Source organism: Antribacter sp. NEAU-D49, assembly GCF_057158775.1.
The window spans coordinates 84,715-106,614 of record NZ_JBXTSN010000018.1; the positions used below are offsets into that span (position 1 = coordinate 84,715).

Sequence of the window (21,900 nt, forward strand, 5' to 3'; positions counted from 1 at the left end):
GCGGTGCTCCTGAAAGTGGTGGGGATCTGACGGCCACACAGTACCGCCCGCCGCCCACATCCCCGTGGACGCTCGCGGTCTCGCTAGCCTGGTCCCGTGGACGAGACCGGGCAGGTGGTGGGGCACGTGGGCGTCCCGTACCCCGAGGAGTGGGAGGCGGACGTGGTGCTGCGCGACGGCAGCACCACCCACCTGCGCCCCATCCGGCCCGACGACGCCGACGCGCTGCAGCGGTTCCAGATGGCGCAGTCCGAGCGGTCCACCTACTTCCGGTTCTTCGCGGCCCTGGAGCGCCTGCCCGAGCGGATGCTGCGGCAGTTCGTCACGGTGGACCACGTGCGGCGGGCGGCCATCGTGGCGGTGCGCCCGGCGCAGGCCCCGGCTGACCCGACGGTCGCAGACCCCGAGGACGTGCTCGGCGTCGCCCGCTACGACGTGGTCGAGGACGGCACCGCCGAGGTCGCGTTCAACATCGCGGACTCCTTCCAGGGCCGCGGCCTGGGCTCCGTCCTCCTCGAGCACATCGCCGCCGCCGCCCGCGAGCGCGGCGTGCGTCGCTTCGTCGCGGAGGTGCTGCCGCAGAACCGCGCCATGCTGGCCGTGTTCCGCGACGCGGGCTACGTCGTGGACCAGCACCTCGACGACGGCGTGGTCACCGTCTCGATCGACCTCGACCCCACGGACCGGTCGCGCGAGGTCATGGCCGACCGCGAGCACCGCGCCGAGGCGCGGTCCATGCAGGGCCTCCTGAGCGCCCGCCGCGTCCTCCTCGTGGGACCCGGCCCGCACCCCGGCAGCGGGCCGGGCCCGCAGACCGTCGAGTCGCTCCTCGCCGCCCGCGTGGTGGAGTCCGTCGCCCAGGACCCCGGCGACACGGACCTGGTGGTCCTCGGTGTGCCCGACGGCGCCGCGCCCGCCCACCCGGACCGCGTCACCCTCGTGGACGGCTGGGAGCAGGTGGGCGACGTCGACCTCGCCCTCCTGGCGCTCCGGCCGCCCGAGGCGATCGAGGCGGTCCGGAACCTGGCGGGCCGGGGTGCGCGCGGCGTCGTCGTGCTCTCGGCCGGGTATGCCGAGGAGGGGCCCGACGGGCTGGCCCGGCAGCGGGAGCTGCTGCGCGTGGCGCACGGGGCGGGGATGCGGGTGGTGGGCCCGGCGAGCTTCGGCCTCCTGACCACCACGCCCGGGTCGCAGCTGCGCGCGAGCCTCGCCACCAGCGCGCCCGCACCGGGGACGATCGGCCTGTTCTGCCAGTCCGCCCCGGCCGCGGTGACGCTCGCCGCCACCGTTCGGCGGCGGGGGCTCGGCGTCTCCGCGCTCGTCTCCGCCGGACACCGCGCCGACGTGTCGGGCAACGACCTCATGCAGTACTGGCAGGACGACCCGGCCACCGGCGTCGTCTGCCTCTACCTCGAGTCGCTGGGCAACCCGCGCAAGTTCTCCCGGATCGCGCGGCGGCTCGCCATGGTGAAGCCTGTCGTCGTCGTCGTGGCGGGGCGCTCCGGGCACGTGGTCCCGCCCGGGCATGCCGTGCGCGCCACCCGCGCCCCCCGGCGGATGCTCGACGAGGTGCTGCGCCAGTCGGGCGTCATCCGCGCCGAGAACACCCACCAGCTCATGGACGTGGCCCAGGTCCTCGCGCACCAGCCGCTCCCGTCCGGCGCGCGCGTCGGCATCCTGGCGAGCTCGCCGTCGGTGCTCACCCTCGTGTCGGAGGCGTGCGGCGCCGCGGGCCTGACCGTCGGCCCCGCCGTGGTGCTCGCGTCCGAGGCGCCCGACGTGGACGTCTCCGGCGCCGTCGACGCCGTCTACGCGCCCGGGGCGTGCGACGTCGTCGTCGTCGTGGACGTCCCCGTGGTGCTGCCCCGCGGCGACCGCATCGCCCGCGCCGTCGCCGCGGCCGCCGCCCGGACCGGCCGCACCACCGTGGCGAGCATGCTCGGCCTGCACGGCATGCCCGACGAGCTCGCCGCCACCGCCACCCTGCCCGACGGCGGCGAGCGCACCGTCCGCATCCCCGCCTTCTCCACGCCCGAGGACGCCGTCTGGGCCCTCGGCGCCGTCACCCGCTACGCGACCTGGCGTACCCAGGACCACGGTGCCCCGGTACGGCCCGCCCTCCCGGAGGGTGCGCCGGGCTCCCGGGCCCGGGCGCGGGCGCTCGCGGAGGCGGCGCTCGCGGAGGCCGCGTCGGGCGCCCAGGGCGCGCGCGTAGCGGGGCACAGCGGTGCACCCGGGCGGGCCGACGGCGACGTCGGGCACGAGGTGGAGCTCGACGCCCCCGCCGCCGCCGAGCTGCTCGCCTGCTACGGCCTGCACCTCTGGGAGACGCGACGGGTGGCCGACGCCGACGAGGCGGTCGCCGCCGCCGAGGAGCTGGGCTGGCCGGTGGCGCTGAAGATCGCGTCACCGGTGCTGCGGCACCGCACCGACCTCGGGGGAGTGCGGCTCGACATCGCCGACGCCGACGAGCTGCGCGACGACGTCGCCCGGATGCAGGAGGCGGCGTCCGCCCTCATCCCGACCGCGCGACCCGTGCTCGAGGTGCAGCGCATGGCGCCGGCCGGGGTGGCGTGCGTGGTGCGGTCCGTGGAGGACGAGCTGTTCGGTCCGGTCGTGTCGTTCGGGCTGGCGGGCGACGCCGTCGACCTCCTCGACGACGTGTCGCACGGGGTGCCGCCGCTCACGGACGTGGACGTGGCGCGCATGGTGCGTGGCGTGCGGGCCGCGCCGCGGCTGTTCGGCTACCAGGGCGCGCCCGCCGCCGACGTCGCCGCGCTCGAGGACGTCCTGGCCAGGGTGTCGCTCCTGGCCGACGACCTGCCCGAGCTCGCGTCGCTCGAGCTGTACCCGGTGGTCGTGGCCGACCACGGGGTGTCGATCCTGCACGCGACCGTGCGGCTGCGGCCGGCGGAGCGCCGCACGGACGCGCTGCTGAGGGCGCTGCCGGGGTAGGCGGTCGATCTGCAGTGCTGGTCAGGGTTCGCGGCGGGGGCGCACCGAGGTCGGGTGCCCGGGTTCGAGCCACATGATGGTGGTCCCGCTCGGCACGTGACCGGTGTTGAGCCTCGTGCGGGCGTGACCCTCGGGTTCGGAGAAGTGTGACCAGCCCTCGTAGTGCACCGGCACGGCCACGCGCGGGGCCGCCAGGGAGATGAGCGCGGCGGCCTCGCGCGCGTCCATCGTGTAGCGCAGGGGTCCGGTGAGGCCGAACCTCACAGCCCCCACGTGGACGAGCAGCACGTCCGGGGCGAGCTTCCGCGCGGTGCGGCGCACGGGTCGGTGCAGCACGGTGTCACCTGTCATCCAGAGGGCCGCGCGGTCGCCGTCGGGCAGGAAGACGGCGAAACCGATTGCCGCACCCACGAGCGGTCGCGTGCCTGGCGGGCCGTGGCGGGCGGGCGTGGCCAGGATCGTGAGCGGGGGCCGGACTCCGTCGGCGACGGTCGTCGAGGTGCCGGCCCGCAGCCCTCGGACGTTCGGTGCTGCCAGGCGCCGGGCACCTGGCACCGTCGTGAGGACCATGCCCGCCGAGGGCAGCAGGGCGCGGCCCTTGTCGTCGAGGTTGTCCGCGTGGTGGTCGTGGCTGAGGAGCACCACGTCCACAGGCCCCACGTCCTCGGGCGTGAGAGCGGGCCCCGCCGTCTTCGTGGAGGTCGTGTCGAGGGCGAACCCGTACGTGCGGCCCGGTGGGTCGAACGTCGGGTCGGTGAGGATGCGCCATCCGGCCAGCTCGACCAGGACGGTGGGCCCGCCCACGTGGGTCAGACGCAGCGTGGGCGGGTCCACCGGGGTGTCGGGCAGTGTCACGCGACGGTGCTCCGGGTCGCCGCCTGGGCGAGAGCCCACTCGAGCGCGTGGTCGGCGATCTCCTCCCAGCCCGGTCCTGCGACCATCAGGTGGGGCCGCCCCTCGTAGGTCTCGTGCTCGGTAACGGTGCCCTCGCCCTTGTAGTGCTTGGCGTTGGACGCCTGGACCGCCGGGGGCATGATGTGGTCCTCGGAGCCCGAGAGGAACAGCAGCGGTGCACGGTCCTTGTTGCGGAAGTCGACCCAGGCGCCCTGGTGACCGGGCTGGTAGTTCGCCAGCACCGAGTCGAACAGCACCCGGCCCGATGCCGGGATGTGGTACCGCTCGTAGAACGCGGCCGACTGCTCGTCGGTGTAGGTGTTCGTGAACGCGTACTTCCACTGCTCGGGGTCCAGTCCTACGGCGCGCGAGTGGTTCAGCGGGTTCTTCAGCACGGGAAAGACTGACTGCAGCTGGCTCCACGGGGTGACCCGGATGCCTTCCGTCGGTGCCGAGTTCAGCGCGACGCCTGCCGCTCCGTACCCGTGGTCCATGACCACCTGCATGAATGAGCCACCGGCCGAGTGGCCCATCAGGATCGGCGTGGAGTCGAGCGTGTCGAGGAACGCCTCCAGGTGGTCCACGATCGCCTCGATCGTCAGGTCCGCGATGGGGGTGGGGTCGGCCCGCAGGGCCTCCACCTCACCGAACCCGGGGTACGACGGGGTGTGGACGGTGTAGCCCTGCGACTCGTAGCGGGCCTTCCAGCCCTCCCAGGAGCGGGGTGTGACCCAGAAGCCGTGGATCAGGACGATGGTGTCGGGTGTGCTCATCTGTTCGTTCCTCTCAGAAGGGGTCGGAGTGCTCACGCCTCGATGAACGCGAGGAGGTCGGCGTGCAGGCGGTCGCGGTCGGTGTCGGGCAGGGCGTGGCCGCTGCCCTCGTAGACCTTCAGCACCGCACCGTCGATGAGGTGGGCGGAGCGCTGGCCGCCCACCGGGAACGGGACGATCTGGTCGTCGTCGCCGTGGACAACGAGGGTGGGGACGTCGATCTTGGCCAGGTCCGGCCGGAAGTCCGTCGCGGAGAACGCGGCGATGCACTCGTACGCGGCACGATGGCCGCAGGCCATGCTCTGAAGCCAGAACGCGTCACGGAAGCCCTGCGGGACGTCGTGGTTGCGGTTGTGGCCGAAGAAGGGCCCGTCGGCGAGGTCGCGGTAGAGCTGGGAGCGGTTGGCGGACTCGCCGGCGCGGATCTGGTCGAAGACCTCTACCGGGAGGCCGGGGTTGTCGTCGGTCTGCAGCATCAGGGGCGGGACGGCGGAGACCAGCACCATCTTCGCCACCCGGGCGGTGCCGTGCCGGCCGATGTACCGGACGATCTCGCCGCCGCCGGTGGAGTGGCCGACCAGGGTGAGGTCACGCAGGTCGAGCGCGTCGATGAGGCAGGCGAGGTCGTCGGCGTAGGTGTCCATCTCGTTGCCGGACCAGGTCTGGCTGGACCTGCCGTGGCCCCGCCGATCGTGCGCGACGGCACGGTGACCGTGCTCGGCGAGGAACAGCGCCGCCGCCTCCCACGCGTCGGAGTTGAGGGGCCAGCCGTGGCTGAGCAGGACAGGCGTGCCGTCGGTGCCCCAGTCCTTGTAGAAGATCTGGGCGCCGTCGTCGGCGGTGATGTACGGCATGGTGGGCCTCCTCGGTCGGGTCGGGCTCGTGCCCCCGAGCCTCCCGCCGGCCGGTGCCGGTCGGACCACGTGGTCCTCGTAGTCTCAGCCCGTACCCTCCGCGAGCCGGTCCGCGAGCTGCCGCCGGGACGAGATCCCGAGGCGCTGGAACACCTTGCGCAGGTGGTAGTCCACGGTGTTCGGGCTGAGGAAGAGACTCGCAGCGATCTCCGCGTTCGTCCGTCCTGCGGCCGCGAGCCGGGCAACCGTGTGCTCCTGCGCGGTCAGGTCGACGTGTCGCGGCGCGGACTGGACCTCGTTCGGGCGCTCACCGAGGACCTCGAGCTCGGCCAGCGCGCGCGGCACGAACAGGTCTGCGCCCGAGCGGTGGAAGGCGTCGACGGCGAGCCGGAGGTGCTCGGTCGCCTCCCGTCGACGCCGGACCCGGCGCAGCCATTCGCCATAGACGAGGTGGGACCGGCCGAGGTCCACGTCGAGGCGAGCCGCGTCCAGGGCCGTCACGGACGCCACGTAGTGGGCCTCCGCAGCATCGTCGGTACTGACCAGGGCCAGCGCGCGCTCGGCGATACCGCGGCACCAGTCCGAGCCGCTGACGGCGACCCGCTGGGCCAGGTCGAGCGCGATCGGCGTCGCCTCGTCGGCATGCCCGCTGCGGACCGCGCCCTCCACGAAGTCCACGTAGTAGAGCGGCGTCACCTGCAGGAACGGCTCATCGACCAGTGGTCGGTGACGTGCGTACGCCTCGGCGTACCGCCGACCTGCCAGATCCTGGATCGCCAGAGCCTCGACTCCCGTCGCGTAGACCCCGCCGAACCCCGCAGCGGCGGCCCCGTCGTTGATCGCCGAGACGACCTCCTGGGGCGCCCCGTTCCACGCCAGCACCGCCGCGTTGGGCACGACCTCGCCGTCGTAGCCCATCGCCTGCCGTACCTCGCGGTTGAGCCCCACGAACCGGTTCGCTCGCTGCACCGTCCCACCGAACACCTCGGACAACGCCATGATCCACAGCAGGTTGTCCAGGTGGCGTAGTGCACCGCGGTCCCGGGCGGCACGTGCCGCCCGTTCGAGCCCCGCACTACGGCCCTCGTGGTCCCACAGGAATCCGCCCAGCGCGGCGATCAGCGCCCCGAAGTGCATCACCTCGTCGTCCGGAAGCACCAGGAGCGCGTCGAACGCGCTGCGAGCAGGACGGTACGCCCGGTCGTACGGCTCGAGGACCAGCGCACCGAGCCCTCGGAGCACGACCGACCACCGCCCGCCCAGCTCCGCTCCCGCCAGCAGACGACGTCCCAGCTCGTCCTTGGACACGCCGATTATCAGCCGGTCGGCGTTGCAGCACCGGTCGAACGCGCCGAGGAGCGCGTCCTGCTCGCGGGCGGCATCGTTCCCATGGAACTGATCCGCGGCCTGCAGCTGCGTCGCCGCGCCCCGCAGCACCCCGTCCGGCTTGCCGGACAGCAGCGCGAGCGCACTCTCGGCAACGAGGACCCGGCCTCGGTTCACCGGCCCGCACATGGTCACGTCGACCTCGTCGACCAGCTGCCGCGCAAGGTGAACCGCGCCGACCGCGAGCGCAGCCTCGGCGGCACCGAGCCGGCGGTCGGTGCGGGCTTCACCCGGTGGGCTGAGCTCGGCGGCCCGGGCGAGCAGGCGCGCTGTCGACGTCAGACCACCACGTCCTGCGGCCAGGTCCGCCGTCTGCGTGAGCCGGGCAGCGACTGCGTCGTCGGTTCCCAGCACGGAGCGTGCGGCGTGCCAGGCTTCCGCCTCGACCATGCCGAGCTGTTCGGCGGCCTGGGCGAGGGCGCGGTGCACCTGCCGGCGCTCGGCCCCTGTCGCTGCGTTGTAGACCGCGGAGCGCACGAGCGGGTGCCGGAACCGTACTTCCCGGGCGAGCTCGACGAGGCCGGCAAGCTCGGCAGGGTCACCGGCGTCCGGTGAGAGGCCGAGCTCCTGCGCCGCCGCTGTGACCAGGTCGATGTTGCTGGTCGAGTCGGCAGCGGCAAGGAGGACCCAGGCCTGGACCGGGGCCTCCACGCGGCGTACCCGGCGTACGTAGTGCGCCTCGAGGCTGCGCCCGACCGGTACCGGGTCACCTGAGAGGCCCAGGTCGGGGAGGGCGTGGACGAGCGACTCGCCCGCCAGGTCGATGAGGGCGAGGGGGTTGCCCCCTGTCGCCCGGGCGATCGCGACGGCCGCGGACGGGGCGAGCGGCTGCCTCGCGGACCGGTTGAGCAGGTGGATGGCGGCGTCCGTCGGGAGCCCTTCGATGTCGAGGCGCGGCACGCCACCCAGGTGCTCCACGACCGTGCCCTCGTCCCGGCAGGCGAAGAGCACCGCTACCCGCTCCCGGTCCAGCCGTCGCGCCACGAACGCAAGAGCGTCGAGGCTCTCGGGGTCGACGAGATGGGCGTCGTCGACTGTGCAGGCGACGGGCTCGTCCGCACCCACAGCGGACAAGAGGCCGAGCAGACCGAGGCCGACGAGAAAGCGGTCCGGCGCAGGACCCCTGGCCTGGCCGGACGCGACCAAGAGGGCTTGCTGCTGCCGCTCCGGGAGTGCTGGCAGTGATTCGCGCAGCGTGGACACGAGCCGCTGGACCGCGGCGAAAGGCATCGCGGACTCCGACTCGTAGCCGTCGACACGCACCGTGCGGAGGCCCGAGACCGCTGTCGACGCGGCCAAGAGCGCCGTCTTGCCGATACCCGGCTCGCCGAGCAGCGCCAGCGAACCTCCGCGTCCGTTGCGCGCCAGGCCGATGAGTGCCGCCACGCGTTGCAGCTCGGCAGCACGGCCGACAAGGTCCCCGGCGTCTGGCACGGGTCCACGCTAGTGGGCAGGACTTTGCTGAGACTACGTGTGCCGCGTGGTTCACCCGGGCGCCTTCGTGCCGACGATCGTCGTGTCCGTACCCCCGATCGAAGGCACTCCCATGAATCGAACATTCCGCCCGTACGCGGTGGTGTCGGCCGCCGTCGTCGCCGCGCTGGTCGCGCTGGCGCCTGTCACCGGCACAGCGGCCCCGCTCGCCGGGGGCCGGCACATCCCGCATCCCGGCCCCAAGCCCACGATCGTGCTCGTCCACGGCGCATTCGCTGACTCCAGCGGCTGGTCCGAGGTCACCGAGCGGCTCACCGACCGCGGCTACCCCGTTCTGGCGTTCTCCAACCCGCTGCGCGGCCCGGCGTCCGACGCCGCGTACCTGCGCCAGTTCCTCGACACCCTCACTGGTCCCGTGGTGCTCGTGGGCCACTCCTACGGGGGCGCCGTCATCACGAACGCCGCCACCGGCGACCCCGACGTCGAAGCCCTCGTCTACGTCGCCGCCTATGCACCCGCGGAAGGCGAGAACGTCGTCGCGATGAACGGGCTCGGCGGTGGGCACACCGACGTCACCGACCACCTCATCATCCGGCCGTTCCCCGGCGCTCCAGAGGGAGACGCCGACGCCTACATCGACCCGGCCTGGTTCCACCGGCTCTTCGCGCAGGACCTCCCGCGCGACGAGGCCGCGTTCCTCGCCGCGTCACAGCGGCCGGGGGCGCTCGGCGCGCTGTTCACGCCGGCCGGGCCACCCGCCTGGGCAGAGATCCCCAGCTGGTACATCGTCGCCAAGCAGGACCGCATCATCCCGCCGGAAGCGGAGCGCGCCATGGCGGCCCGCGCCGGGTCGACGACGATCGAGGTCGACGCGTCGCACGTCGTGATGATGAGCCGGCCCGGCGTGGTCGCCAACGTGATCCTCGACGCGGCGAAGGGCTGAGCCCTGGCGGCTCCTGGGAGATCTTGAACGCCGGGCACGCCATACGCGTGGCGTGCCCGGCGCTCGCGGAGCCCTCGCGACGTCAGGAGACTGTGTCTCCGGCGCGAAACCCGTCTCGAACAAGGTCGTCCCACCGCCCCACCCGCAGCTCAGTCGAGGCAGAACTCGTTCCCCTCTGCCTCATGGCCTCGTGACCAGTGACAGCAGGTTCGTGACGCCTCGGGGTGACACGAATTGGACGCGTTTTCGCAGGGACGGTGCCGCGTGCGGCACCCACGGGACGGCTCGGTCCGGGTCAGCGCGGCTCGCCCCGTGCACCTCACGTGCATGGCCCGCCAGCAACCACCGCGCCCGGTGCCTCGCCACGTCACGCTCCCCGCGGCTGGCTACTACACGCCCGAGCAGGCAGCCGAGCTGCTGGGTGTCTCCGTGCACACGCTGGAGAAGTGGCGACGTGCCGGCTACGAGGGCGTCGGCCCGCGCTACCGCCTCCACGGCCGGCACGTCCGGTACGACCCGCGCGACCTGCTTGAGTGGAGCGAGTCAAGGGCGGTGTCGTGATGGGCCGCCCCAAGCTCAAGCCCGGCGAGCACGGGAGCATCAGCGCCTCGAAGCAGTCGAACGGCCGCTGGCGGGCGCGGGTTCGGTACTGCACCCTCCTGGGTGTGGCGGACGAGACCTCCGCTACGGGCCCGACCAAGCAGGCCGCGAAGGCCAACTGCAAGGAGAGGGTCGACGCGCTCCTTGGCGCCACGGTCGTCGCGACTGTGACGACCGTCGGCGAGCTGTGCCGAAACTGGTACGGCCAGGTCGAGGCAGAGTCGACGGCCTTCTGGTCGCGTCCTGACGCCGCCGAGCGCACGGGTGAGATCCCGCCACGGCCGCAGTCTCTGGTGCACTCCGAACGCGCTGTGCGGTACATCTGCGCCCCGGATGGTGGGATTGGGAACCTGCGGTTGGACGAAGTCACCACGCTCGCGCTGGAGCAGTGGCTCGACTCCCACAGGCGGATCTCCGCAGGGCGCGCCGACGGGATCCGCCAGGTACTGCGCGGAGCGTTCCGATCGGCCGTGCGGCTCGGGATCTTGGCGACCGATCCGATGGCCGGGGTCTCACCGATCCGGAAGCACGCACCTCGACCGATCGCGCTGGAGGCCGACGAGCTCCAGACGGTCCGCAGGATCCTGCGCGACGACTTGTCGCTGACCATCATGCGAACCACGACCGCGAACCTCGACACCCTCCTCACGTTGCTCCTGGGGTCGGCCATGCGGGTCGGGGAGGCATGCGCACTGCGCTGGAGCGACCTCGTGCTCGAGGGCGCAGAGCCGACCGTCACGATCTCGGGGACGCAGACGGAAGTACCGGGAAACGGCCGAATGCGCCAGGAGGTCCCGAAGACCGAGTTCAGCAACCGGACCTTGCTCCTGCCGCCCATAGTCGTCGAGGCCCTACTCCGCGTCCGCCCGGACAACGCCGAGCCGACGAGCTGGGTCTTCCTCACCCGGAACGGGACCGCCTGGGACTCGGGAAACGCGACGGGCGTCCTGAACCGGATCGTCGAGAAGTCGAGCGGTGCGCTGGACCCCCGCAGGATCTCCTTCCACAAGTTGCGCTCGACGGCGGCGACAGCGATCGCCGAAAAGTACGGGGACCATGTCGCCGCCCAGGTGCTCGGGCACAAGCCGCAGGGCGTCACGCAGTCGCACTACATCGCACGGCGAGAGGTCGCTCCGGACGTGCGCGATGTGCTCCAGGCACTTGTCGAGTCTTCGGAGCCCGGCGTCGTGCGGAGCGCTCCCGTCGCGGCCGTCATAGCCATCGCGCGGAAGCGGGCCGTTCGAGGACATCTGAGCGTTGTGTAAGCGCGGCGCTGGGCCGGACCCCGTGGGGTCCGGCCCAGCGCCGTCAGATCATGCGTCACAGGGTCGGTGGCGGTGGCTCTGTGGGTGGAACGTCGCGACGCGCCAGCGGCGGCGGGTTGGGACTGGGCATCACGCGGGGCGTGTAGCCGGGGTTCGCCAGGCGGCGGATGTAGCCCGCGACGTCCGACCCCGGATCCGGATCCGCCGCGCGTACCTCCGCGACGCCGGAGTTGCGCCCGCCGTCGGTGGACGTGGTGGGCGTCTGGGCCGGGGTGGTGAGGTCCGTCGGCTCGTCGGCTGGGACCGGGGTGTGCCTGGCGACGATCTGGTCGAGTGCGCCCGTCAGGCGTTCCCAGACGTCGCTGGGCGTGCTGACGGCGAGCATGGGCTTGCCGTAGGGGTTGTAGTGCGGCTCGAGGTCGCCCAGGACGTGGTCGGGGTGGCGGTGGAAGTACTCGTTGTAGGCGGGTCGCTGGGGGAACGTCTTCCGGCTCCCGGTGCGGAGGATCGACTCGCCGCCGGCCGCGGAGTCGGTGCCCCGTGCGCGGAAGATGAGCAGGTCGGTGGGCAGATCGCACCCAGCGGTAGCGCGCAGCAACCCTCCTGGCAGCCGGATGGCGCCGAGCAGGTCGCCGAGCTCGGTCATGGTGTCTCGGTCGGCTGCGAGGTCGGGGGAGTCGAGAAAGGTGTGCGCGACGATCGCGGCGGTCAGCCCGCCGGGGTTCGTCCGGCGGAGCGCCGCCAGGACGCCGCCGCCGTGGTCCAGGGTGCGGCGGGCCTCGAAGTCTCGGTCGTGGAGCCGGACGTCGCTGTAGACGCCGTTGTAGACGACGACGTCGAACTCCTGCCCGTCCTGGAAGGCGTGGACCTCCAGGTCGGTGTGGCCGTCGGGTGCAGGGATCGTCGCGGTGTGCGTCAGGTCGGTCCCCCAGGTCGGCTCGCCGTCCAGGAGCGGGGTCATCCGGGAGAACAGGTGGGCGTCCATCCCGGTGACGAGCAGCTGACCGCCTTCCGGAGCGCCGAGAGCGCGCAGGGCCGGCCACAGGCGCTCGGCGATCGCGATCGTGGGTTCGACGGCGGGCGTGGCCCAGTGGTCGCGCAGGGCGAGCGCGTCCACGAGGGAGACGGGCGGCTTCTGCTCCATCACGCACCTCCGCGGGCGAGGTTCTCGCCCGCGGCGACCTCGCGCCGCCGTCGGGCGAGGTCTGCCTTGACGAAGGAGTCGAAGTCCGCGGCGCGGTCGGTGATCGTGACCTGCTCTGCCACGTGCGGTGGCTCGCCCGGCCAGGCGGTCTGCCGGGTGGGGCGGTCGGTCGTCAGGGCCGTGCCCGACTTCTTGACCCAGTCGGTCAGCCGGCGCCGGGACTCGGCGAGGTCTCTGAGCCACAGGAGGGGTGCGTTCGCGGGGGCGTCGTCGGAGTAGGCGGCGAGCCAGGCCGTGTGCAGCGCGGACAGCTCCCAGACGAGCTCGCGGTGCCGGTACCAGAACGGCGGGACCTCCTGGACCGGCAGGCCGAAGTCGCGGCGCAGCCAGGTCACCCAGGTGTCCAGGTCGTGCCACTCGAAGGCGGCCTCCTCGGCCGTGAGCAGGTTCCAGTTCACGGGTCGGACCGGCATGTCGAGGTCCGACGGCGGCTGGCCCGCCTCGGGCGTGTGGTCGTCGGTCGCGTCGGTGGGCAGGGCGAATGCGGCGTCGAGGAACGCCTGCAGGGCGGCTTGCCCGCCGGCCGGGAGTGTGTGCGGTGCGGCGGTCTCGGACGGGTCGAACGGCGGAGTCGTCATCGGGGCGCCCCCGTCCCGGTACGGCGGACGGTGTAGGTGGTGCGGGCGACGTCGTGCCCGACACGGTTCGCGACGAACTCCTCGACCCCGTCACCGGTCTTCCGGACCTGGCCGCCGGCCACGATCGCGTCGCCGGCCCAGAACCGGGCGTCGATGCGGTGAGCGAGGTCGCCGTAGGCCACCAGGACGCACTGGACCGACTCGAACTCATGGCTGCCGTCGGGCTGCTCGGTCCAGCGGGTCGCTCGAACCTGGACCCTGGCCTCGGCCAGCCCGTTCTCCTTGGTGCTTACCTCCGGCGGGGCGTCCACGTACCCTGCCAGGCTCACGCTCGTCGGGATCCCCATCCCAGCCTCCCTGAGACCACGCACCCGCCGTGGTGGCGGGCGCTCTCGGGAGGTAGGTGTGTGCAGAGACCGATGTCCCTGCGGCGGATCGCGGAGATGCGCACGCGCTGGAGCGGCCAGGCGGTGGCCGGGAGTGGCTAGCGTGACCCTCTTCCAGTTCTCACCGGTCCAGGTCCGGGAACCGCCTCACGACGTCGTCCGCCCGCTCCGTTGCCGCTTCGGACTCGGCGAACCGCCTCAGGCCCCTCAGGGTGTCCGCCAGTCCCCTCAGGAGCGCTACGAGGATGGCCTCGTGCGTCCCGGGGTCAAGGTCGGCGAGCATCTGGTAGATGTTCACGGCACGGGTGACGGCGTCCGCGGCGCGGTCTAGGTCGCCTGACGTCTCGTAGGCATCCCCCAGCCCGGCAAGCGCCACGCCGAGCATCGACTGTACCTCGTGGTCGCCCGGGTCCTGCTCTGTCAGCCGCTGGTACGCCGCGACCGACTGCCTGATGAGGTCCAGTCCGTGCTCCAGCTGCCCGAGCCGGTTCCGGACATGCCCGAGCATGAACGCGCTCCTGGCGAGCTCGAGCCGGGTGGTTCGCGTCTCCGGGTCGGCCTCGGGCTCGGCCCGCCTGATGTCTAAGGCCCGGGTCAGCGCGTCGGCGGCGTCCTCCAGACGGTCGAGGCTCAAGTAGGCTGCGCCCTGCTCGAAGAGCGCCTCTGCCAACTTGTGCCGGGACTTCGTGTCATCGGGGTCGTCGTCTGTCGCTGACTCCCACAGTTCGACGCGCCGGACTATGCAGTCGATCGTCGCATCGGAGTTCCCGAGCTCGTCATGAGCCCTCCCGAGCACGGCAAGGACATTGGAGAGGACATCCCGTGCGGCCGGGCTCGATCCCCGGTCGAGCACCTGGACCGCTCTGTTCGCCGCGTCCTCCAGGACTTCGACGGCCTCCTCCGTCCTGCCGAGCTGCTTGAGCACGATCCCTTTCAGGTAGAGGACCTCAGCGAGCTTCTGCGTGGACTCGTGGCCGCCACCGTCGAGCTCGGTTAGGACCTGACGGATCGCGACCGCCCTGGCCAGTTGCTCCGCTGCCTCGTCGAACCGGTCGACCTGCAGGTGGTTCATGGCGACAAGCTCATGCGCCTGGGCGAGCTCGTGCTCGTGATCCCCGGGCTCGGCCTCGGCACGCTGCCGGACCAGGTCGAGCACTCCCGCCGCCAGCCCGGCTGCATCGGCCCAACGGTTGCGCTGCATCGCCACCAAGGCCAGTCGGTGCAGGCGCCACTCATTAAGCTGGGACCTTATTTCCTCGTCCTTGCGTCGCAGCATGCTTGCACGGTCGGCCTCGTGTCCCGCGGGCTCGTCCGCCACGTAGCGCTCGGCGACATCTGCCAGATTCGTCTCCGCATCCCGCAGGTTCCCCTGTCGCCTCTGCACGCTTGCCAGGAGTACGACCTCGTCCCATTCCGAGTACCCCACGTCCACCGCCCGCGCGAGCGCCTTCTCCGCCTCAGACCACTCGCGAGCCTCCAGGTGGAGGTGCGCGAGCTCCCTCAGGGCGTGGAACATGTCAAAGCCCAGTTCGGCCTCCTCGAAGTCGTCGACCACGCGTGCGAGGTACGCCTTTGCGTCCTCCGGCCGCCCGATCGTCCTCAGTTGGCGCGCCAGACGCAGCCACGCCTTGGCCCGCAGCCGCACGTCGGTGGCCGGTTCATCATTGATAGCGCGCTCGACGAGTCGGTCCGCACGCGCGATCACCGCCGCTCGGTGCTCGCCGTCCCCCAGCGTCTCGTAGATCTCGGCGAGGCAAACCAGGGTCTCCCCGAGCTCGTCGCTGTCCGGGTCGGCGTTGAGGCTTTGCTCGAACAGCCGGGCAGCACGTGTGAGGAAGGCGCGCGACTCCTCGGGGCGATCGAGATCGGCCTCGAGCTCTCCGACCTTCATCAGGTAGCTTGCTCGGAGCACATTGGGCAGCGACCGGTCGTCGAGGAGCTCTTGGTAGATCGCCGCGGCCTGGCGGAACCGCGCCCGTGCCTCGTCGAACAGCCCGAGCTCTGCCTCCTCGAGGGCGATCGACTGGACCTCCAGGGCGACCGCGGCGTGGCCGAGCACCCCACCCTGTTCCAGATAAGGCGTGAGGACGGCGAGATTCGCCTTCTCGCGTTCCAGCCAGCCGTCGTCGGTCCGCGTCGTGTACCCGATCAGAGCCTTCACTGTGTGCGCCGTCTTCTCCACGAGTCCGGGCAGTTGCGCGATCGGGCGGACGTTGCTGCGCACCACGCTTCGGATCTCCTTGGGGCGCCGGACCGACGCGGGCTCCGTCAGGAAGACGAGCCACTCGTTGGCCAGAATGGCCGCGATCCCGGCAAGGTCCTCCGCCTCGGCCTGCTCCCGCACCGCACGGGCGGCCAGCTGGTGGATCGCCAGGTGTCCCTCCCGCCAACTCTCCCCGCGGAGCTCGACGATCCCGTATTCGACCAGGCGGCGGACGACGGCTGGCATGCCGCGTCGCGTAGACGTCCCGCCGTCCCCGACCCATGCTCGCACGGCGTCTTGGTCCCATAGCCAGGTGGGGTGACCGTCGGGAGCCTGCACGGCGGCGACCAGGGCCGCTCGCTCCATCACCCCGTCGGGCAAGCCGCGGGAGGCCCGCTCAAGGGCCACCTCCCAGGCGGCGCTGATGAGGCGGGGGTAGCCGCCCCGATCGGGTTCGTCGGCAGCCGCGTCTATCGCGGCGGACACCTCGAACTCGCCGATCCAGTCCGCTACCGTCATGGCGTTGGCGGCGATGGTCGCCGCGGCGATCGACAGGGCGAGCGGGTAGCGCCCGACGCACCGCGCCAGGGCTCGTGCCTCGGCGCCGGACGCGACCGCCATCGACCGTCGGCCGATCACAGGGGTGTGCCCCTCGTTGCCCAGATACGCCTCAGCCTCCTCGACGGTGAAGAGCTCCGCGCGGATCGGGTGCCCATGAGTCGCCGTGCGCAAGTCTTGGCTGAGCGTGGTGACCAGCAGCCGGCCGCGCCGGTTGCGCCCCGGCGGGACGAGCCCGGCCTCGATCAAGGCACCCGCGTCGGCGTTGTCGAGGACGACCAGCCACCGCCACGGACAGACCGCCAGTACGCCGAGGAGCGCTCTCGTCTTGCGGTCCGCAGGGTCACCCGCGGATCCGGGGACCGAGAACCCGTGCGCTCGAAGCTGGTCGACCGCTTCCGCGAGCGCCGTGGTGACGGTTGCGACGTCCGCCGAGTCGACCCAGACCAGCAAGCCCTCGTGGCCCGGCCCCTGGTCGGCCAAAGCCTCCTGCATGACGCGGCGGGCGGTGAAGGACTTGCCCAAGCCTGGACCTCCGACGAGCCATACGCGGCGGTCGCCCTCGTCTGCCCAGAGCTGTTCGATCTCGTCGTCGAACACGCGCCGCTGATAGACCGCGCCGACGTCGGTAGGCGAGCCGACCAGGACGCGCGCACTGGCCGTCGGCATGCCCTGATCAGTGCCCAGGGCACCGGGCAACGCGTCATCCGTTGCGGCGGTACGAGGGTGCGGGACGGCAAACCCGGCCCCGGCCCTGGCGCGATCGGGCTCGGGCTCGGGCCAGGAGATCGACCTCACCCAGGGTTCGCCACGCTCAGGCGAGGCATGGTTGAGGACTGCGTCACCGAGCGCGGGGGCTGACTTCGCTCGTCCACCGATGATCCGCCCTGCTGCCAACACCGCCAGGCGCGCTCCCTGTTTTCGAAAACCCTGGCCCGACGACTTGTAGGTACCCTGCTGCGCGACTCGCGCAGTCCACAGCATTGTGGCGAAATCCTTGTTTGTTGCCGGGACCTTGATGTCGGCGAGGCCCTTCCCGCCGATCATCGGCTGGCCGGCCTGGATCGGTAGCCTTGATCGCGTCCCCCTCGCCTCGAGGTTCCAGTAGACCTGCCCGAGGTAGAGCAGTTCCAGGTCGCTGAGAGGCTTGTTGGCGTTGAGCACCTTGCGGGCGGCACGGTCCTGGGAGAGCTCCACGAAGACTGCGCAGAGCCGGTCACGGACTACGTCGGCGTCGAGCGGCTCCCCGCCGTTGGCAAGGTAATGCTCGAACAGAACGCGCGCCGGTGCGGGTGGCTCAGCCGCGGCCAACGGGTCGACGTCGATGTGCTGGCTCTCCGACAGCCCGTAGCCCTTCGCGAGGGAGTCCAGGTACGCCGCGAGGATGATCACGGGCGCGGGACCCGTCGGTGCCTCTCGAAGCACCAGCTTCAGCGCGTCGGAGAGGTCCTTGGTGATCTCGAGTTCGAGTCGGCCCGGCATGGCGCCGATCATGCCAGCGTGGCGTGCCAGGCAGGGCTAGGCACCAGGGGACGTGATGCCTCCCGTGCCTGGGGCGAGCGTTCTCGGCGTCACCACGTTCGGACGCCACGAAGGAAGCCAGCCATGACCACCACGACCATCCCGACCGCAACCGCCGTCGTCGTCGCGGTCGACGCCTCAGCCCGTCTGCCGCTGACCGCGAACTTTCACTTCATCAAGAGCTGTAATTTCCGATGCTCCTACTGCTACGCGACGTTCGCCGACCTCGTTGGCCGCCCTGTGCTCCCCGAGGACCACCTGTTCGAACTCACTCGCCGACTCGCCCGGCGGTACTCGAAGGTCACGCTGGTCGGCGGGGAGCCGACCCTTTACCCCCTGCTGCCCGAGATGCTCGCCGCAGCGAAGGCCGAGGGCACCCGGACCAACATCGTCACCAACGGCTCCCGTATCGACGCTCGCTGGCTCGAGGCCCATGCTGATGTCCTCGACTTCCTCACTCTGAGCATCGACAGCGACGACGCTGAGACCCACCGTGCGCTCGGCCGGGCTACCCCGGGCGGCCAGACCGTGGAGAACGAGCACTACCTCGAGCTCGCCGGCGCAGCGAGCGCTCTCGGGATCACGGTCAAGGTCAACACCGTCGTGACGACTCGCAACTCCGGGCAGGACCTCTCGGGTCTGATCCGTGCCCTCTGCCCCCAGCGGTGGAAGGTGCTGCAGGCCGCCCCGGTCGACGGACAGAACGACCGGTTCATTGCGGACCTTACCCCGCACCGCGAGGATTTCGACGAGTACGTCCGCCGCCACGAGGCCGCCCTGGCCGACAGCGGCGTCCGAGTCGTCGCCGAGCCCATCGAGACGATCCGCGGCTCCTACATCATGGTCGACCCGCAGGGCCGGTTCTTTGACAGCACTGCGGGTACCCACCACTACAGCCGGCCGATCCTCGACGTCGGGATGGACGCCGCATTCGCCGACGTCGACTTCGAGCCGACCAAGTTCTATGCGCGCGGTGGCGACGCCGACTTCGCAGGCCCGACTGCGTAATTGTCCAGAAGTCGGACGACACCTTCCGGATGCGCCCCTTCGGAAGGTGGTCCACTGCCGGGCCGGCTCTCCTTCAAGGGGCACCGGCCCGGCAACCCACCTTGCCCAGCGCGAGGCGGTCGAGAAGTGGGGGGTGGACCGGTCCGCGGTGATCGGGATCTGCCGGACGGCCAAGCAGCGGGCGCTGGACGCGCTGGCTGCGGCCCGGCCGGGACGGCGTGGCCTGTCGCCCGAGGCTGCCCAGCTGGCCGAGGCGCGCGGAGATCGAGCGGTTGCGTGCCACCATCACCGAGCAGGCCGTCGCGTTGTACCTGCACGAGGGAAATCGCGTTCGGACTGACGCCCCTTTCACACCTGCCGCAGGTCTCCCTCCACCCGCGTCCGGTCCGCCTGCAGCTCCGCAGCGTCGCCCCTGGCTGTCCACGCCCGCAGCGTCGTGACGATCGGCGGCGCCGACCGCAGCAGCACGAGGCCGGTCCCGAACGGCAGCGTCCGGATCGCCTCAGGCGGCATGACCGGCACCCGTCGGGTCGTGTGCTGGACGGACCGAGCCCCGCGGTCGCCGACCGTCCAGGACGCCGTCGACTCGTCGCGTTCCCCGATGAGGGCGGACAGGTCGCGCAGGTCAGTGGCGGACGATGTACCTCCCAGGATGACCTTGACGATCGCGGCGTCCCACATCGCGCCGGCGTTGTCCGCACCCCACCGGGAACGTGCCTGGGACAGCGACTGGAGCACGGGCATGGTGGTGATGCCGGACCCACCGCCGTCGGACATCAGAGAGGGCAAGGAGGGCAGCGGAGCCAGGTTGCCGATCTCGTCCAGCGCGAGCAGCAGCGGCGGGTCCAGCCGTGCGCCAGGCGACAGGGCAGCCAGGCGCCGGGCGGTTTCGGTGAGGTCCTCGATGAAGGCCGCGACGAGCGGCCCGCAGGTCACGGACCCGCTACCGGTGGCGAGCAGGTAGAGCGTCCCGTCGGAGCGTAGGAACGTCTCGGGGTCGAAGGTCTCCTCGGGTGTGGGGCAGACTGCGTCGAGCACGCGCGGGTCGGAGAGAGACGACAGTGCCTGCTGGACCCCTGCCCAGGCGGAGTCCCGGGTGCGGGGGTCGAGCTGCAGGATCGCGTCGAGCGCCTGGCCCCAGCCATGGGCCGCGTCCGGGTAGGCGGTCAGGATCGCGACGGCGTCGGCCGCCGCGGCCGACGAGGTGGACCAGGAGTACAGCTCGCGGGCGGTGAGCCCGTCCAGGGCCGCTGCGTGGAGCAGCCCTTGGAGCGCGGTTCGGGTGAGCCCTTCCCAGAAGGAGCCGTTGTCTGCGCCCTTCCCGAGGCCGGTCGACGACGCCAGCCCGGCAGCCCGGACCTGCGCGGTCAGCGGGTCCTCGCACCCGCGCACGAGCGACCAGCGCATCCCGGCGGCCAGCCCGGGGGCGAGGCGCTGCGGGTCGAACACCGCCACGGGCCCGCGTCGCTGCCGTGCGGCCAGCGTGATCGCGAGGGTGTCCGGGCGGGTCGACGTCGTGACGACGGCGCCCGGCGCGTCGAGCACGGCGTTCACGACCAGGTGCAGGCCCTTGCCGGACCGGGGCGGGCCCAGGACCAGCATCGAGTCCTCGACCGACGCCCACACGGGCCGCCCGTACGCGCGACCCAGGACATACCCGACATCCTGCGGGGCCGGCTTGATCAGCGACGGGCGCAAGGTCGCAGACCGCTTCAGCAGGGCCTTCTTGGACGCGGTGGCCGCGACGTCGTGAGCCGTGGCGGTCCCGGCGTGGGAACACGGTGCCCGACGGCGCAGGCGCACCACCACCTGCCACGTCACCCAGGCGAGGGCACCAGTCGCGAGCAGGAGAATGAGGGCGACCGCCCAGTAGGCGAAAGTGCTGAGCTGCGGCGCGCCGAGGACAGAACCGGGCTCGAGCGGGCGGCCCAGGACCCCCAGCCCGGACGTCAGGCTCTGAGTCGGCAGGTGGACCCCGGTGAGGGCCGCGGCGACGGTTCCGGCTGCGCGCAGGATCGCTGCGACACCCAGGAGACCCGCGACGCAGGCAAGGGCCAGGTTCGTCAGAGAGTCCGCGTTCGAGTCGCTGCTCGTCATCACGGGCTGCTCTCCGTCGGTCCGTCGAGGATGGGCTCGGCCGGGGCAGGCGGGCGCTGGGGACCGGATTGCCTGGACGCCGTGACCGGGCCGGTCAGGCCACGAGCAGGTGACGAGGTATTGCCGGCCGGAGCGGTGCGGCCGGTCGCGTCGATCAGGACGACGTTCCCAGCGACGGCCCGTTGGAGCGCCGGAGGCAGGCGCAGGACGACGGTGCCGTCGGACCCGGCTGTCGCTGTCGTGATGACGATGGCGACCTGGATCGTCTCGCCAGCGGCGAAACCCGTGCCAAGAACGCCGTCCGCGGTGCGCGGTCTCGGTTCGGGTGTCGTCGCGACCTGCGCGGGCGTGAGGATGTCGGTGTAGGTGCGACCGGCGTCGGTGACGTCGAACCTGACCGGGGTGTCCCGCTCGCGGACGATCCGCGCGGCCGCCTCAGGAAGGTCCGTGCGGGTCAGGTGGCGACCGTCGTCGGGCCACGCGGTTCCGTCCACCGTGATGGCAACGGAACCGTCGTCGGCGACTCGAACAGTTGCCCGAGGGAGGGTGAGCGGGGCGGTCATGAGATGACCGCTGCTGTCTCGGCGGTCTGCTCCCGGTCCGAGCGCCGATTGTCGGAGGCAGGCGTCAGGGTTGTCCGGGAGGTGGGCTCGGCTGCTCCACCCGAGTTGAGCCCGGCCGGCACACCGGGTGCGCGGCCTCTGCCGGTGGCCGACATGCTTGCTGCGTCGACCTGGTCGGCCATCGCGCCGAGCACCTCGAGCACGCCCGCCGGATCGGCGACTGCGTGAGCTGCGCTCCGTTGCTCGGTGAGCCGCGTGGCGAGGGCGCGAACCTGCGCGCGTTCTGCACCAGCGCCCGAACACCGTGCAGCGGTGCGCAGCCGCTCGGCCACGGGCAGGAGACCTACGAGATCTGGCGCGAGCTCAAAGTCGGTCGCGTACGTGGCTAGGGCGGCGCGCCGGACGTCGACGTCGGTGAGCTCCTTGAGCGTTGTGGCGAGGCCACCGAGCCAGAGCCTCGGTGCCATCGCCGAGAGGTTCGCGCGTTCGGCAGTTTCCAGGCCGCTGACTACCCGGTCGAGGAATGGCGCTGCCTGCGTCCAACCCGCAGGCCCCGGTACCGCGGCCAGGACCCCGCGGCTTTCTGCGGCGGAACGCGCGGCGAGGTCCAGGCCCGCGCGAAGGGCGGCGTCGCTCCTCGTCAGGGTCTCGGCCATTCGTTCGGCCGCCGCGACGAGG

The 21,900-nt window shown here is 71.8% G+C and carries 16 protein-coding genes; 5 read left to right on the forward strand and 11 right to left on the reverse strand.

The features are described 5' to 3' along the window. Window positions 1-96 precede the first annotated feature (96 nt). Window positions 97-2,955 (forward strand): GNAT family N-acetyltransferase, encoded by a 2,859-nt coding sequence (locus AC060K_RS14825; RefSeq protein WP_483766171.1) that lies wholly within the window; start codon window positions 97-99, stop codon window positions 2,953-2,955. Between the two features lie 21 nt (window positions 2,956-2,976). Here the strand turns inward: AC060K_RS14825 and AC060K_RS14830 are convergent, their stop codons facing one another. From AC060K_RS14830 to AC060K_RS14845, 4 genes are all read right to left on the reverse strand, one after another. Then, window positions 2,977-3,810, reverse strand: coding sequence for an MBL fold metallo-hydrolase (locus tag AC060K_RS14830; RefSeq protein WP_483766172.1), 834 nt, complete (start codon window positions 3,808-3,810; stop codon window positions 2,977-2,979). Then, window positions 3,807-4,622: an alpha/beta hydrolase gene (locus AC060K_RS14835; RefSeq protein WP_483766173.1), complete on the reverse strand. Its 816-nt coding sequence runs from the start codon at window positions 4,620-4,622 to the stop codon at window positions 3,807-3,809. Before AC060K_RS14835 ends, AC060K_RS14830 begins: the two co-directional genes overlap by 4 nt. 32 nt (window positions 4,623-4,654) lie before the next feature. After that, entirely contained in the window at window positions 4,655-5,476 is an 822-nt protein-coding gene (locus AC060K_RS14840) for an alpha/beta fold hydrolase (RefSeq protein ID WP_483766174.1), read from the reverse strand. An 84-nt stretch (window positions 5,477-5,560) separates the two neighbouring features. Beyond that, window positions 5,561-8,296 (reverse strand): helix-turn-helix transcriptional regulator, encoded by a 2,736-nt coding sequence (locus AC060K_RS14845; RefSeq protein ID WP_483766175.1) that lies wholly within the window; start codon window positions 8,294-8,296, stop codon window positions 5,561-5,563. 112 nt (window positions 8,297-8,408) lie between these two features. Between AC060K_RS14845 and AC060K_RS14850 the strand changes: the two genes are divergently transcribed. The 3 genes from AC060K_RS14850 (at window position 8,409) to AC060K_RS14860 (ending at window position 11,104) form a co-directional block, all read left to right on the forward strand. Beyond that, window positions 8,409-9,239: an alpha/beta fold hydrolase gene (locus AC060K_RS14850; RefSeq protein ID WP_483766176.1), complete on the forward strand. Its 831-nt coding sequence runs from the start codon at window positions 8,409-8,411 to the stop codon at window positions 9,237-9,239. A gap of 264 nt (window positions 9,240-9,503) precedes the next feature. Further along, window positions 9,504-9,800 (forward strand): helix-turn-helix domain-containing protein, encoded by a 297-nt coding sequence (locus tag AC060K_RS14855; RefSeq protein WP_483766177.1) that lies wholly within the window; start codon window positions 9,504-9,506, stop codon window positions 9,798-9,800. 104 nt (window positions 9,801-9,904) lie between these two features. Continuing rightward, window positions 9,905-11,104 carry a site-specific integrase gene (locus AC060K_RS14860; RefSeq protein WP_483766178.1) on the forward strand — a complete coding sequence of 400 codons (1,200 nt, stop codon included), beginning with the start codon at window positions 9,905-9,907 and terminating at the stop codon, window positions 11,102-11,104. 55 nt (window positions 11,105-11,159) lie between these two features. Here the strand turns inward: AC060K_RS14860 and AC060K_RS14865 are convergent, their stop codons facing one another. The 4 genes from AC060K_RS14865 to AC060K_RS14880 form a co-directional block, all read right to left on the reverse strand. Further along, on the reverse strand, window positions 11,160-12,248 hold the full coding sequence (locus AC060K_RS14865) for a hypothetical protein (RefSeq protein ID WP_483766179.1): 1,089 nt from the start codon (window positions 12,246-12,248) through the stop codon (window positions 11,160-11,162). Then, window positions 12,248-12,886: a hypothetical protein gene (locus AC060K_RS14870; RefSeq protein WP_483766180.1), complete on the reverse strand. Its 639-nt coding sequence runs from the start codon at window positions 12,884-12,886 to the stop codon at window positions 12,248-12,250. The genes AC060K_RS14865 and AC060K_RS14870 overlap by 1 nt, the downstream gene beginning before the upstream one ends. Further along, complete coding sequence (locus AC060K_RS14875) at window positions 12,883-13,233, reverse strand: hypothetical protein (protein ID WP_483766181.1); 351 nt, start codon at window positions 13,231-13,233, stop codon at window positions 12,883-12,885. The genes AC060K_RS14870 and AC060K_RS14875 overlap by 4 nt, the downstream gene beginning before the upstream one ends. Window positions 13,234-13,393: 160 nt before the next feature. After that, the gene (locus AC060K_RS14880) at window positions 13,394-17,527 is read right to left on the reverse strand and encodes a tetratricopeptide repeat protein (RefSeq protein WP_483766182.1); all 4,134 of its coding nucleotides are present in this window, start codon (window positions 17,525-17,527) and stop codon (window positions 13,394-13,396) included. A gap of 111 nt (window positions 17,528-17,638) precedes the next feature. Here AC060K_RS14880 and AC060K_RS14885 point away from each other — a divergent pair, with 111 nt between their 5' ends. Beyond that, window positions 17,639-18,562: a viperin family antiviral radical SAM protein gene (locus AC060K_RS14885; RefSeq protein WP_483766183.1), complete on the forward strand. Its 924-nt coding sequence runs from the start codon at window positions 17,639-17,641 to the stop codon at window positions 18,560-18,562. Between the two features lie 348 nt (window positions 18,563-18,910). On the opposite strand, the gene AC060K_RS14890 is transcribed toward AC060K_RS14885, so the two are convergent. From AC060K_RS14890 to AC060K_RS14900, 3 genes are read right to left on the reverse strand one after another with little or no spacing between them, the layout of a single operon-like run. Further along, window positions 18,911-20,659 (reverse strand): type IV secretory system conjugative DNA transfer family protein, encoded by a 1,749-nt coding sequence (locus AC060K_RS14890; protein ID WP_483766184.1) that lies wholly within the window; start codon window positions 20,657-20,659, stop codon window positions 18,911-18,913. Continuing rightward, window positions 20,659-21,222 (reverse strand): hypothetical protein, encoded by a 564-nt coding sequence (locus tag AC060K_RS14895; RefSeq protein WP_483766185.1) that lies wholly within the window; start codon window positions 21,220-21,222, stop codon window positions 20,659-20,661. Before AC060K_RS14895 ends, AC060K_RS14890 begins: the two co-directional genes overlap by 1 nt. Next, entirely contained in the window at window positions 21,219-21,878 is a 660-nt protein-coding gene (locus AC060K_RS14900) for a hypothetical protein (RefSeq protein WP_483766186.1), read from the reverse strand. The genes AC060K_RS14895 and AC060K_RS14900 overlap by 4 nt, the downstream gene beginning before the upstream one ends. Window positions 21,879-21,900 lie beyond the last annotated feature (22 nt).